The sequence below is a fragment of the Iodobacter sp. genome (genome assembly GCF_025352645.1).
Taxonomy (GTDB): Bacteria; Pseudomonadota; Gammaproteobacteria; order Burkholderiales; family Chitinibacteraceae; genus Iodobacter.
Genome location: NZ_JANXSO010000050.1, coordinates 1 through 13716, shown reverse-complemented (window position 1 = coordinate 13716; position 13716 = coordinate 1). Strand labels below are relative to the sequence as shown.

At 51.9% G+C, this 13716-nt stretch carries 10 protein-coding genes and 1 rRNA gene; 4 read left to right on the top strand and 7 right to left on the bottom strand.

The features are described from left to right. Nucleotides 1–144 precede the first annotated feature (144 nt). Entirely contained in the window at nucleotides 145–768 is a 624-nt protein-coding gene (locus Q0R17_RS06910; RefSeq protein ID WP_293933325.1) for an HAD-IA family hydrolase, read from the top strand. Here the strand turns inward: Q0R17_RS06910 and Q0R17_RS06905 are convergent. After that, complete coding sequence (locus Q0R17_RS06905; protein WP_293933323.1) at nucleotides 757–3810, bottom strand: FAD-binding and (Fe-S)-binding domain-containing protein; 3054 nt, start codon at nucleotides 3808–3810, stop codon at nucleotides 757–759. The genes Q0R17_RS06910 and Q0R17_RS06905 overlap by 12 nt on opposite strands. A gap of 122 nt (nucleotides 3811–3932) precedes the next feature. Continuing rightward, complete coding sequence (locus Q0R17_RS06900; RefSeq protein ID WP_293933321.1) at nucleotides 3933–4973, bottom strand: DUF1338 domain-containing protein; 1041 nt, start codon at nucleotides 4971–4973, stop codon at nucleotides 3933–3935. Between the two features lie 227 nt (nucleotides 4974–5200). On the opposite strand from Q0R17_RS06900, the gene gcvA reads away from it, so the two are divergent. After that, the gene (gene gcvA / locus Q0R17_RS06895; RefSeq protein WP_293933320.1) at nucleotides 5201–6085 is read left to right on the top strand and encodes a transcriptional regulator GcvA; all 885 of its coding nucleotides are present in this window, start codon (nucleotides 5201–5203) and stop codon (nucleotides 6083–6085) included. Nucleotides 6086–6239: 154 nt separating this feature from the next. Here gcvA and astD read toward each other — a convergent pair whose 3' ends face one another. The 5 genes from astD to Q0R17_RS06870 all read right to left on the bottom strand — a co-directional run bounded on the left by astD (nucleotide 6240) and on the right by Q0R17_RS06870 (nucleotide 12844). Next, complete coding sequence (gene astD / locus Q0R17_RS06890) at nucleotides 6240–7703, bottom strand: succinylglutamate-semialdehyde dehydrogenase (protein ID WP_293933318.1); 1464 nt, start codon at nucleotides 7701–7703, stop codon at nucleotides 6240–6242. Between the two features lie 271 nt (nucleotides 7704–7974). Further along, nucleotides 7975–9006 carry an arginine N-succinyltransferase gene (astA, locus tag Q0R17_RS06885; protein ID WP_293933316.1) on the bottom strand — a complete coding sequence of 344 codons (1032 nt, stop codon included), beginning with the start codon at nucleotides 9004–9006 and terminating at the stop codon, nucleotides 7975–7977. Then, the gene (locus Q0R17_RS06880) at nucleotides 9003–10028 is read right to left on the bottom strand and encodes an arginine N-succinyltransferase (protein WP_293933314.1); all 1026 of its coding nucleotides are present in this window, start codon (nucleotides 10026–10028) and stop codon (nucleotides 9003–9005) included. The genes astA and Q0R17_RS06880 overlap by 4 nt, the downstream gene beginning before the upstream one ends. Before the next feature lie 393 nt (nucleotides 10029–10421). Beyond that, nucleotides 10422–11642 (bottom strand): aspartate aminotransferase family protein, encoded by a 1221-nt coding sequence (locus Q0R17_RS06875; RefSeq protein WP_293933312.1) that lies wholly within the window; start codon nucleotides 11640–11642, stop codon nucleotides 10422–10424. Between the two features lie 236 nt (nucleotides 11643–11878). Next, nucleotides 11879–12844 carry a GlxA family transcriptional regulator gene (locus Q0R17_RS06870; protein ID WP_293933311.1) on the bottom strand — a complete coding sequence of 322 codons (966 nt, stop codon included), beginning with the start codon at nucleotides 12842–12844 and terminating at the stop codon, nucleotides 11879–11881. Nucleotides 12845–13030: 186 nt separating this feature from the next. On the opposite strand from Q0R17_RS06870, the gene Q0R17_RS06865 reads away from it, so the two are divergent. Together Q0R17_RS06865 and Q0R17_RS06860 are read left to right on the top strand one after the other, a co-directional pair. After that, complete coding sequence (locus Q0R17_RS06865; protein WP_125971350.1) at nucleotides 13031–13318, top strand: HU family DNA-binding protein; 288 nt, start codon at nucleotides 13031–13033, stop codon at nucleotides 13316–13318. A gap of 292 nt (nucleotides 13319–13610) precedes the next feature. Continuing rightward, nucleotides 13611–13716: ribosomal RNA gene (locus Q0R17_RS06860) — 16S ribosomal RNA — on the top strand; the annotation flags it as partial.

Genomic DNA, 13716 nt, shown 5'->3' with positions numbered 1-13716 from the left:
TGATCCAGCGCGTCGGCCAGTCCTGTCGCAGTTGCTTTGCCGCAAGTTGCAATGAGGAAGTCGGTATAAAGTTCAAGTTCTTTAAGTTTCATGTTGTAAGGTTAACGGATTCGGGCTTTGGGTGCGTAACATCAGTTATTTGATATGGATGGCACACTGGTAGATTCATCTAGCAAGGTGGCTGAAGTTTGGTCGGCGTGGTGCCAGCGCCATGATATTGATTTTTCCACGGTAATGGCTATTCAGCAGGGGGTGCGTTCAGAAGACACCATTCGCCGCGTGGCCCCGCATTTAGATTGCGTTGCAGAAGGTCGGTGGGTGGATCAGTACGAGGCCGATGATTGCACTGGAGTGGTGCAGATTCTAGGGGCGGCGCAATTTTTAGCAGCGCTCCCAAGCCAGCGCTGGACGGTGGTGACTTCGGCTGGCTTGCAACTAGCCAGCAATCGCCTGAGCCATTGTCAGCTGCCTATTCCTGCGCATATTGTTTGTGCAGAAGATGTGAGCGTGGGTAAACCAGATCCTGAGGCGTATCGCCTAGCCGCCAGCCGCCTTAATTTTGCGCCGCAGGATTGTATCGTTTTTGAAGATGCGCCAGCGGGTGTCGCTAGCGCACTGGCCGCAGGCTGCCAAGTGGTGCAAATAGGGGGGGAGCAAAAGTTGCACCCCGATATATTGGCGGTGCTGCAAGATTGGCAAGCGCTGAGCGTTGTTTCAACACAAGATGGTTTGTTGCTGAGCTTGGGTGAAGTGGCATTAAGTGACTGAGTGATGGCTGCTATGCCCCACATTAGCAGCCGCCGATTCGAGCGCGGCTAGCAAGGCCTGCACAGGGTGGCGTAGCGTGGCTTGATCGATCAGCTTTGCTTGGCAACGGCATGAATAACCGGTGGCAAGCAGCTTGGATTGATTTGAATCCACCTCAGCGTGCTGCGCCACAATTTTACCCCAGCTCTGGGCGTAAATTTGCTCTGACATCGCTCGATGATCCGCTTCGTGCCCAAACGTGCCTGCCATGCCGCAGCAGCCCGCAGCTTGGGTGGCAAGGGTATGGCCGAGCGCGGTGAAGACTTTATCCCAATCACTATATGCGCTGGCAACATTGGTTTTTTCGCTGCAATGCGGTAGCAGGGTAAAGCTTTGCGCCGTATGGGCGGGTATTACGGGGCGCTTGGCTAGCGCGGCTGCCAGCCATTCTTGTAGCAGGGCGACTTGGGGCGGATGGGCCAGCGTTTTGGCGTATTCGCTGCGGTAAGTCAGTGTCATGGAAGGATCTATCCCCACTAACGGAATGCCCGAAAGGGTCAGTGCTTGTAGCATCTTGCTATTGTCTGCGGCAAGGCGGGCAAACTGTGGCAAAAAGCCGTGTACATGCAGCGGTTTTCCATTAGGTTTGTAGGGCGCGAGCAGCGGGGTGAAGCCAAGTTTTTTTAATAGCTCAAACACATCTAGCACCAGCTGCGTTTCAAAAAAGCTGGTAAACGCATCTTGAACGATAATCACGGAGTTAGGGGTGTTTGGCGTATTTACGCTTGCAATGGCAAAGCCACGGTGCAATAAGGCAGCCTGTAGATCAATGCCGCTCAGCTGTGGGCTTTCCACCAGATTAAATTGTTTTTGCAGTTTTTTTGATAAGGGATGGCTCACTAGCGCGTTGTAAAGGCGTGGCATTTTAGCCAGCAGAGGCAGCGTGGCTTCTAGGCTGGCGACTAGATAATCCTTGGCGGGGCGTAGATAGCGTCCGTAGTAAAGATGCATAAATTGCGAGCGCAGCGCCGGAATATCCACCTTAACTGGGCATTGCCCTGCACAGGATTTACACGCTAGGCAGCCGTTCATGGCCTCCATCACTTCGGCTGAAAAATCCCCTTTTTTATTCAGGCTATTGATCAGGCGGCGTGGCCAGCTGGCAGGCAGAGTCTTGCCTGGGTCCACACCATTTTCGGCAAGTTGGCGCAGCCATTCACGCATTAAAGACGCACGCCCTTTGGGTGAATGGCGGCGCTGGCGAGTGGCTTTCCACGATGGGCACATGGCGTCGTCGGGGTCGAAGTTATAACAAGCACCGTTGCCATTACAGTGCAATGCCCCCTCATAATCCTTGCGGATATGAATAGGGATTTGCCGGTCGTACTGGCCGCGGGTTGGCACGGCGTCAATTTTAAGCAGCGCCTCATCGGCCGAGGGCGTGGCGATTTTGCCAGGGTTGAGCTGGTTATGCGGATCGAACACCTGCTTGATCTGCTGTATGCAGGGGTAGAGCTTGCCAAAAAACGCCGGTGCATATTCGCTGCGCAGCCCCTTGCCGTGCTCGCCCCACAATACGCCATGATATTTCTGCGTGAGTGCCGCTACGCCATCACTGATCTGACGCACCAAGGCCAGCGAGTTGGGATCTTTCATATCGATGGCGGGGCGAACGTGCAGCACGCCAGCATCCACATGGCCAAACATGCCATAAAACAGCCCGTGTGCATCCAGCAATGCACGAAACTCGGCAATATAATCGGCAAGGTGCTCGGGCGGAACGGCGGTGTCTTCTACAAAAGGAATCGGGCGGGCTTCTCCCGCTCTATTGGCTAACAGCCCAACAGATTTTTTACGCATCCCCCAGATGCGTTTAACCGCCGCATCGCCACGCGCCACGGTAAAGCGCTTATGGCCCAAGCCTTGTTCGATATGGGCGATTTGGGCGGATAGATCGGCCTCATCGTCGCTCAGTACTTCAAGTAAATTAATCCCCAGCGCAGGCTCGCCGTCTTCAGGAAAAAATCCAGCAATCCCTTGCCAGCTAAGATCGCCCTTAGCCAGCTGCAAAATGGTGGAATCCACCGTTTCGATCGAAGCCGCGCCTAGCGCCATCAGCTTGGGGGCATCGCGCAGCGCAGCATCAAAGCTTAAGTAGCGGATATTAATCAGCGCGCTGTATTTGGGCAGCGGTAGCACATTGAGCTTGGCTTCTATAATTAGCCCTAGCGTGCCTTCTGATCCGCACAAAATAGCGTTCAGATCAAACTGATCGTCGTTATTTCTGATGTGGGCTAAGTCGTAGCCGGTGAGGCAGCGGTTTAGCTTGGGAAAGGTGGTGCTGATTTGCTCGCTATGATCTTTATAAATTTGCGCAATCAGCCCGTGTACATGGCCGACTGTATTATCCTGCTCGCAAATTTGCAGCAGCAGCTCATCGTTTATGGGCTGCGAGTGCCAGAGCGTGCCGTCGAGTAAAACCGTCGCCAGCTCTAACACATGATCGCGTGTTTTACCGTAAAGGCAGGAGCCTTGGCCGCTGGCATCGGTATTAATCATGCCGCCAATGGTGGCGCGGTTAGAGGTGGATAATTCAGGGGCAAAAAATAGCCCGTGCTTAGCTAGCTCACGGTTTAGCTGATCTTTAACCACGCCGCTTTCTACCCGCACCCAGCGCTCAGCCGCGTTGATTTCCAGAATGGTATTCATATTCTTGGATAGATCGATCACCAGCCCATCGCCCAAAGACTGCCCATTGGTGCCTGTGCCACCACCCCGAGGGTAAAGCTTAATGCTGTGGAATCTTGGCTCGCTGGCCAGTTTGACCACACGGATCACATCGTCTTGATGCTTGGGGAAAACCACGGCCTGCGGTAAAAGCTGGTAGATGGAATTATCAGTTGCTAGCACGGTGCGATCCGCCAGCGCCGCGCTGATCTCCCCAGCAAAGCCGCGCAAACGCAGCTCGGCGATAAAATCGAGGTAGATAGAGGCTGAAGTGGCTGTGCTGCTGAGGCGAGGGATCATGGCTTTAGGCGGGGGAGGTGATGAATGTAGGGGCACGGCATGCCGTGCCTATCTTAGGGAAAATGTAGGGTGGGCAAGGGGGGTTATCTTGCCCACGCGGCAAAGCATTGACGCGTGGGCACAAAAACGTGCCCACCCTACATAAGGTTTTTTAGCGATTAACTTGCCGCCGTCATCTTAAAAATCCCCTGAGCGTTCGATGCATCAAAGCGCAGATCTAGCTGCTCGCTATCGGGTAGTTTATCGCGGCTGATAAATTCGTAAAAGGAGCCAGGTACAGTGCGGGTGATGGGGTGATTTTTTTCATCAAGGAAAACACGCTGCACCATGGCTGCTTTAAGTGCGGTTTGCCTGACCGCGCCAGAGCCAGAGATTTCTACGCTGTCTTTAATGGGATAGCCTTTTGCCCGCAATTCGTCGGCCAGCTCTATCACATGAGGCACACGGTCAGTGGCGTGGTTAAAGCGGTTGCCTTCGGTGCTGATCCAAGCCATTTCTGCGGATTCGGCTAGTACGGTTTCGTAATCCACTAAATGTGGCGCTTCGTGTTGCACATCAAAACAGCCAACTAAGGCAGGCAGCAAGACGGCTGCGTCATCAAAGCTTAATTCTTTTTGGCTGGCTAATTGCACCAGTAGGCTGTGGTGCTGTGGCCCTAAGGGATCGCGTGATTTATGTACGATCCGTTCGGCAGCGACTTGAAAGTTAATAGAAAACTGATCAACGTGTAGCTCAGATACAAAAAACTGCGAAATGACTTCAGGCAAATCAAGATGGCAGTAAGCACGGCCGGTCATCTTTAGTTTTTTAAGTGGATAAACATGGGCTACAGCAAAACCCAGAGGCTCTAAGATCCGTTTAAATGCTTGCTGGCCATGCGGCAAAGCACCGGTGCGCGCGGCATCTACCGTGCGCAGCGCGCCGTGATCAAACACCACTTTGCATCCTGCGGCTAGTTTTTCTGCCACATAACGTGCGCCTTCTGGCACAGCGCTTAGGTTTTGTGCAAACAGCATCATATTCATGGCTTGCGCCAGTACCGCGCGGCTCACTTGGTTGCTGGTGGGGCCGAGTAGGCGTGGATCGACTTCAATCATGGCAAAGAGTTGCTGGGCCTTGGCTGTGCCCGCAACTCGCAGCAGCAATTGCCCTAGCTGCGTGGTTTCGATGGCGGTGGTATCAAAAGAAGTGCGATCCATTTTGCTAATACCCTTTAATTTGAAAAAAGAATTGTGGGGCTTTACCCCCTCTTCCCCAGCCCCTCTCCCACAAGGGGAGAAGGGGGATTCAGCAGGTCATATTTATTACTCGTAGGGGCACGGCATGGAGTGTCCTTTACGTTTTAATCTATGTTTTAGTCTGTGACGATTTGCGTTTAGGTTCAAGCGATGTATTCTTACTACTTCATTCCAAAAAGTCATGAACTATGCGGCGTATTCTTCCTTCCTTAGGTGCTTTACAGTGCTTTGATGCTGCGGCTCGCCAGCTTAGCTTTACCCGTGCAGCCGAAGAGCTCAACGTCACTCAGAGCGCAGTTAGCCGGCAAATCCGCTTATTAGAAGAGTTTTTGGGACGCGCGCTTTTTCATAGGATTAAACAACGTTTAGTTCTGACCGAGGCGGGGGAAGCTTATGCGCGGGATATTCGAGATGTATTAGATAAGGCCGAGGCCGCCACGCTGGCTCTGATGGCGTATAGCGGCACCAGTGGCGCGCTTAATTTGGCGATTTTGCCTACTTTTGGCTCGCGCTGGTTAGTGCCAAGGCTGGGTAGCTTTACTCGGCGCTATCCAGAGATTCAGCTTAATTTACTCACCCGCCTAAAGCCCTTTGATTTTGCTAAAGAAGAAATCGATGTGGCGATCCATTTTGGCGATACTTCTTGGCCAGGGGTGGAATATCACTGGTTGATGGACGAGGAAACCGTCCCCGTTTGCGCCCCCAGCCTATTGGCAGGCCGTGTTTTAACTGGCTCCGCTGATTTGGCAGATTTTACATTATTGCAACAAACCACCCGCCCACAAGCATGGGCCGATTGGTTTGAGGCGGTGGGTGGGCAAGCCAAAAACACCGGCAAAGGCCCAAGGTTTGAGCAGTTTTATATGGTGATTCAAGCTGCATTGGCTGGGCTAGGCATGGCGGTATTGCCGTTGTTTTTAGTGCAAGAAGAGCTAGCCAGTGGGCGGCTTGTGGTGGCTATTGATCATCCAGTAAAAAGCCGAAATGCTTATTACCTAGTTCACCCCAAAAGCAAACACGATGCCTATCCGGTACAAGTGTTTAGGGATTGGATATTGGGGGAGTGTGAATGAACGCCAAAGACCTGTTAAAACTAAAGAATGGAGCCGCAGGGTTTATTTTAGGCAAATAAAATGACCGTTCGCTTTAGGGAAAACGGTCATTTTGCTGCTTACGTGCGGGTCGGCTTACTATAAAAAGCTGAAGTAAGCTGTATGAGTGGATGCCTTATAAACTTATTCCAGGTGACAACTGAGTGGGCAGCACTAGGCTGGCCGATTCAATTGATGCCATTGGTGTGGCGCAGTAGTCGGCGGCGTAATAGGCGCTTGGGCGGTGGTTACCTGATTTACCAGTGCCGCCAAATGGCGCGGCAGAGGATGCGCCATTGGTTGGGCGGTTCCAGTTCACGACGCCTGCGTCGATCTCGGTTTTAAACTCTTCCCATAGCGCGGCATCATCTGCCAAGAGGCCCGCAGAGAGGCCGTAGGCCGTATCGTTGGCAACTTCAATCGCCTTGGCAAAATCGCTGTAGCGAATGATTTGCGTTAGCGGGCCAAAGTATTCTTCGTCTGGCAGGCTGGCCACGCTTGTCACGTCCAGAATGGCTGGGGTCACAAAGGCGTTGCTTGGGTCAGCGTGTTGCATTTTCAGCAGCGGCACAGCGCCAAGGGTGATCAGCTTGTCTTGTGCAGCCATCAGTTGGCGTGCGGCGGTTAAAGAGATCACTGAGCCCATAAACGGCTGCTCGGCGGCGTCAAAATGGCCGATAGATAATTTGCCAGCCACTTCAATCAGGCGGGCAAGGAAGCGATCACCAAATTCACCGTGCGGCACCAGAATGCGGCGCGAGCAGGTGCAGCGTTGGCCAGCGGATAAAAACGCCGATTGAATAGTGTGGTGTACCGCAGCATCTAGCGCTTCGGTCGGAGCAATAATCAGCGGATTATTGCCGCCCATTTCTAGCGCCAGCATAAAGTCAGGCCGGCCAGCAAATTGCTTGTGCAGCGCTACGCCGGTGCCAGAGCTGCCGGTAAATAGCAGGCCGTTTAGATCATCATGCTTGGCTAGCGCAATACCGGTGTCTTTTTCGCCTTGCAGTAGCGCAATCACACCAGCAGGCAGGCCAGCGGCTTGCCACAGTTTGACGGTTTTTTCTGCCACCAGCGGTGCTTGCTCGGATGGCTTAAATACGATGCAGTTACCTGCCAAGAGTGCCGGAACAATATGGCCGTTGGGCAGGTGCCCGGGGAAGTTATAAGGTCCATAAACTGCTACTACGCCATGCGGACGATGGCGCAAAACGGCGTTGCCATCAGGCGTGGCGCTGCTGCGCTCACCGGTGCGCTCAGCATGGGCGCGGATAGAAATCTCAATCTTGCCCACCATCGCCGCCACTTCCTGACGCGATTCCCATAGCGGCTTACCGGTTTCAAAGCCAATGGCGTGGGCAAGCTCTTCTTTGTGCTCACCCAGCAGCTCACCAAAGCGGCGCACGATAGCGATGCGATCTTCTAGCGTAGTGCGTTTCCAAGTAGGGAAGGCGGTGCGGGCAGCGCTCATGGCAAGCTCAACATCTGCAGCACTAGCGCTCTTACCCTGCCAGACCACGGCATTACTCGCTGGATTGGTAGAAATTAATTCACTACCCGTGCCATCTTGCCATTGGTCATTAATAAACAATTGAGCCATGTTGCTGTCCTTTAAGATATTTGCTGATTCAAAATTTAAACCCAAATCTTTAACCACGGAAAGCACAGAGAACACGGAGTTACACGGAGAAACCCTAGGGAATCATTGTTGTCATCCCCGAGCGTTTTTGTCGGGGATCCAGCGTAAATGCAGGATTTTCGACCGAGCGGAAATGATAAGTGTGATTTAGCTAAGTTACTTGTTTCTCTCCGTGGCCCTCCGTGCTCTCCTTTCCCTCCGTGGTTTAAGATTTGGGTTTCGATCTTTGCTGCTACACCACTCTTCGTGGATAAGCTTCCATCATTCTGACTTGATCCCCTGTGCTTACTTGCAATGCCTTGGCTTCTGCTGGGGTCAGCATAATCAGGCCTTGCTCTGGCGCGGTATAGATTAGTCCCGTGCGGAATTTCTTTAACTGGCTGGTGGCAATTAAATGCGGTGCCGATGGTGCTTTTTTTGTGTCGCTGATCACCACACTGCATAGCCCACTTTCTCGCATCACGCGCAGGCTGTCGATACGGGCTTCTAGCACGGGGCCTGCTTCAAAGATGTCAATATGCCGCTCTAGGCGTAAGCCTTCGCTTTCTAATAGATGACGGGCAGGGGTGGTATCTTTGTGTGTGGCCCCAATACAGGCTTTGGCATCGTCCGGCAAAAAGTCGATATACACCGGAAAACGTGGCATCAGTTCGGCAAGGAATGATTTTTTACCAAGGGATACCAGCCGGTCTGCTTCGTGAAAATCGATGCGGTAAAAATGGCTGCCCAGCGCACGCCAGAAAGGCGAGTCGCCATTTTCGTCAAATACCCCGCGCATTTCGGCGCAGACGCGCTCGCCAAAGCGCTCGGCAAATTGCGCCAAAAACATAAAGCGAGATTTAGACAGCAGGGCACCATTGCAGTTCACACGGTGCAGCGGGTCTAAAAATAGCGAGCATAGCTCGGTATAGCCGGTGAGATCGTGCGAGATGGTGAGCTTATCCATCTTGCTCCAGATATGCATTTCGCGGCTGGCATAAACCGAGGTATCGATGCGGTAGGTGTAAAACGGTTGCTCTAGCCCCACTGCGGTTTCGATGCCACAGACCCCCACAATTTCGCCAGTGTCGGTTTCTTCCATTAAGAATAGGTAGCCTTGGTCGGCGATGGCTGCGCTGCCTTCGATGGTGCGGCGAACACGATCGATACGCGCGGCCTGTGCACCAGGATCAGGCTTGAGTGTGGTCATGCCGGGGCCAGCTTTATGCGCTAGCTCGACCAGTTTATCTACGTCACTAAACTGACAGAGGCGGACAATTTTCATAATACTGCCCCTGAGTGGTTGAGTTTTAGACAGCGCATATCGCTGCCGGTGCTGATTTCTAGTGCCGCAGCTAGTGCGGTTGGTAGCGCAATATCGTGGCTGAGTTGTTTGGGTAGGTGGGTTTTGATGCAGCGAAACTCGCTGGCTGATGTATTGCAAACCAGATAGCTGGCCGTGCCGTGTACATCGGATGTGTAGGCTAAATGATGTAAGGCGCTGTGGCGTAGCGAATAACAGGCATCCAGCGTATTGGTGAGCACTGGGCCACCGTCAAAAATATCGATAAAGCGATCTGGCTCAAAGCCTTCATCCAGATGGCATTGATAAGGCAGGCGTGATCCGGGATGTGGCTCTCCCATGACCCGCTGCGCGTCGATAGATAGCAGCGGTACATAAAGCGGATCAACCGGCATCACTTCAGCAATAAAGCCACGGCTGCGGCCGCCTGATTCGATCTCCATTTCAGCAAAATCACGTCGAGTAAATTTGCGCCCTACGCTATCCCAAAACGGTGAGTTGCCTTCTGTGTCGGCTATGCCAGGTAGCACTGAGAAAATCTCTTTGCAAAAACGCTGGCGGTGCTGGGCAATAAATAAGAGGCGCGCACGCGATAGTAGATCGGCATAGGCGGCTTTTTCTGGCTCGATATAAAAACCAGTCAGCCGCGTACAGCTGGTTAGTTCATGCGACATCACCAAGGCGTGAATACGGTGATTCACATGTAGCTCACGTGAGGCGTGTACCACCACTTCATTGCGAAAAGCATAAAAAGGCTCGTGTTGCCCAGCAAGGGCAACGATGCTGGCGGAGCCATACAACACGCCATCTTCTTCTAGTACAAATAAATAGCTTTCTTCGCCAGGGTAGTCGATCTCGTTTTGCAGTGAATCAATCGAGTGCAAAATTAACTCTTGCAGGCGGGTACGATCCGGCGGCAGCGAATGCAAAATCGGCCCCTTAGAGCGCGCCATGCGTTCCAATTGATCAAGGTCGGACAGTTTTCCTGGTCTTACGATAAGCATAGGGGCGATCCGAATGGAGATGGATGGGGAGCTTAAAACCCAAATCTTGAATCACGGAGTTTGGGAGGGCACGGATTTTCACGGAGAAAACCATTTAGGATTACAAATCTTTCTATGCTGCAGCTTCGTAATAGATTTCAAAACCGTCATCCCCGAGTGATTTAGTCGGGGATCCAGTCGTGAGGCAGGATTCCCGATAAAGAGATTTGTGAATGACGAAGAGCCTATCTTAAAACCCAAATCTTGAACCACGGAGTTTGGGAGGGCATTGAGTAGCACGGAGAAAACCGTTAGGCATTACATGCCTCTGTTGAATTTGTTGTTCTCCGTGAAACTCCGTTTTCTCTGTGCCCTCCGTGGTTTAAGAAGTGGGTTTTAGTGTGTTTATTAAATCTAAGCCGCCACAGTCGCCGGTATCAGCTCAGCAATCACCGCCTCTAAGCGGCGCAGGCCTTCTGCCAGATCGGCTTCTGAAATCACTAAAGACGGCAGCAGACGCAGCACATTCGGGCCAGCCATGAGCAGCACAACGCTGTGCTTTGCACCAAGCGTCACCACATCTTTGGCGCGGCCTTGCAATACTGGGGCCAGCTCGGCTCCAATCAATAAGCCGCTGCCGCGAATTTCTTTAAATACGCCATGCTTGGCATTGATCTTATTTAAGCCATCCACAAACAGCTTATTGCGGTGTTTTACGCCATCTAATACGGCAGGCGTATTAATCAGCTCGATGACTTTGTCGGCGACGGCGGTGACCAGTGGGTTACCACCATAAGTAGAGCCGTGAGTACCCACGATAAAGGATTTAGAAATCGCTTCGGTGGTCAGCATCGCGCCAATTGGCAGGCCATTGCCAAGAGCCTTGGCCGAGGTCAAAATATCCGGTGTTACGCCGTAGTGCATATAAGCATAGAGCGAGCCAGAGCGGCCCACACCAATTTGTACTTCATCAAAAATCAACAGAGCATTGTGTTTGTCGCATAGGGCACGCAGGGCACTTAGGTATTCTTGCGTTGCTGGGATTACGCCGCCTTCGCCTTGCACCGGTTCTACAATCACCGCGCAGGTTTTGTCGCTGATCATGGCTTCAATGGCGGCCAGGTCATTAAACGGCACATGGCTGATACCCGCTGGGATAGGGCCAAATCCTTCTGCATACTTAGGTTGGCCACCTACGGATACGGTAAACAGGGTGCGGCCATGAAAAGATTGGGTGCAGGAAATAATCTGATCTTTATCACTAGAAAAATGATCGACGGCATAGCGGCGGGCCAGTTTTAGCGCGGCTTCGTTGGCTTCTGCACCAGAGTTACAAAAAAATACGCGCTCAGCAAAGGTGGCATCAATCAGGCGTTGGGCCAGTCGCAGTGCTGGCTCATTGGTAAACCCATTGGATAAATGCCAGAGTTTATCGGCCTGATCGTGCAGCACAGCAGTCAGCTCAGGGTGTAAATGCCCAAGGCTGGTAACGGCAATACCACTGGAAAAATCCACATACTCGCGGCCTTCTTGATCCCATAGGCGGGACGCAAGACCTTTGACTGGAATAAAGGGCGCAGGGGCGTAGTTAGGAACCATTACTTGATCAAATGTAGCGCGATTGACTGTAGACATTGCGTAGATCCTGCATGCGGGAGAGAGTGCATCCAGTGTAGAGCGGCCGCCCTTAATGAATCTTCTATAAATGCGACATAAAGCTATAGCTTTACACCTTTAATACCTAGGGATATCGGTAGGGGTCGCATCTCCCTAGCCTGAGGCGAGGTTATGTCAGGTCCAAATATGCCCATTGCATTCATTTTAGGCGATGTTTTTCCATACTTAGGGGCACGGCATGCCATGCCTAAAACTCACCCGTTACGCTCCTCTCTAGGAGATATTCCAAAGTGAGCACGGTAAGCGGTAGCGAAATGCGCGCCAGAAGAAAAGCCGCAAGATAAACCAATCTGCACCACGGAAATCCCCGTGCGCTGCAATAGCGTACGGGCACGCTCTAAGCGCAATTGCATATAGTGACGTGCGGGCAGGGTATCTAAATGCTGTTTAAATAATCGCTCCAGCTGGCGGCGGGATAGGCCAACGTGCAGGGCGAGTGTATCGCTGTTGATGGGTTCTTCTAAATTGGCCTCCATTAATTGCAGAACGGTGCTCAACTTAGGCTGGCGCTGGCCAAGTTGTAGGCCATGTGAAGCACGCTGGCGAGTCTCTGTACTGCGCAAGTGTTCAATGCACAGCGCTTCAGCAATCTGCTCCGCTAGCCCAAGTCCTTGTTGTTGGCTAACAAAATGCAGCATGGCATCTAAAGTAGCTGCTCCTGCGCCGCAGCTAAAGTATTTACGGTCAAATTCAAATATGTTTTGCGTACAAATTACTCTAGGAAACGACGCGGAGAAATTGCCAAGCTCGGGCCAGCGCAAAGTTGCCCTATGCTGATCCAGCACGCCACAAGCCGCTAGCCACCAAGCGCCGCAATCGATAGCCCCAATCTGAGTCACATTTTGTAGTAAAGGTTTTAGTAGCGATAAGCGCGGGTCATGAGCAAATGGTGGCGTTTGGGCTAGCACCAGTAGCACACCAAAAGGTTGAGCTCTCGTGAGTGCGGGCAGTTGAGGGTAGTGCCCACCCGTGGCTAAGGGAATGGCCGCCCCATCTAATGAATAATATTGCAACTTATATAGCGCTTTATCACTGATTGTATTTGCGAGGCCCAATACCGTATCGATGCTGGCGATACTTAATAATGGGGCTGGCGGCAAAAGCAGCACGGCAATCTGGATGGGATTGGGGATGGGAAGGGGATTGAGTACAAGAGGCATGCGCTATTTTTTCAGCAAATACCAAGAATCGCAATTGTTGTTGTACCTAGTGTGTGAATGAAATGCTAAACAGATAACTGTTGCAGCAAAGCCTAATAAATAATCTCTCTCTCAATTTCAAACAGACATGAAGCAATAAGGGCTGGCACAATGTGCTTCAAATATTTCAATATCTGGAATTTCACTATGAATAAGCGAGAACTCATCGAAGCCGTACTAAGGGTTGCTGAGTACGAATTGCCAGGTATTTCTAAAAAGGCCGTTGAAGCGACTTTAGAAGCGCTGGGCGATGTCACTGGCGCAACGCTCAAGGGCGGCGGCGAAGTCACTTTGCCAGGAATCGGCAAATTGGCTGTCAAACATCGCGATGCACGTGTCGGTCGCAACCCAAGAACGGGCGAACCAGTGCAAATCCCCGCTAAAAAAGCTTTAAAGTACACACCGCTCAAAGCCATCAAAGACGCTGTCGCATAATTTACATCTCTAGTTGCTTGGGCGATCTTTTGTAAATCAATAACTTACCGTATTTGGTATGTTTTCTTGCAAGTAAGGTGTTGACCGAAGCGGCCAAGGCCCGTATATTTCGGCCTCTCGCTGCAGCACACACAGCCACACAATGATGTCACAGCGAGACGATCTTTAACAAAATACAGTCGATGAGTGTGAGTGCTTGGTTCGGAAGCGAAACAAGTGCTTGCATTAGTAAAGAGTAACCAGCGATGGTTACTCGGAATAAAGTAAGCCAGTAAGTACTAGCTTAGCGATTAAACTAAAGAGTTTGATCCTGGCTCAGATTGAACGCTGGCGGCATGCTTTACACATGCAAGTCGAACGGTAACAGGGAGCTTGCTCCGCTGACGAGTGGCGAACGG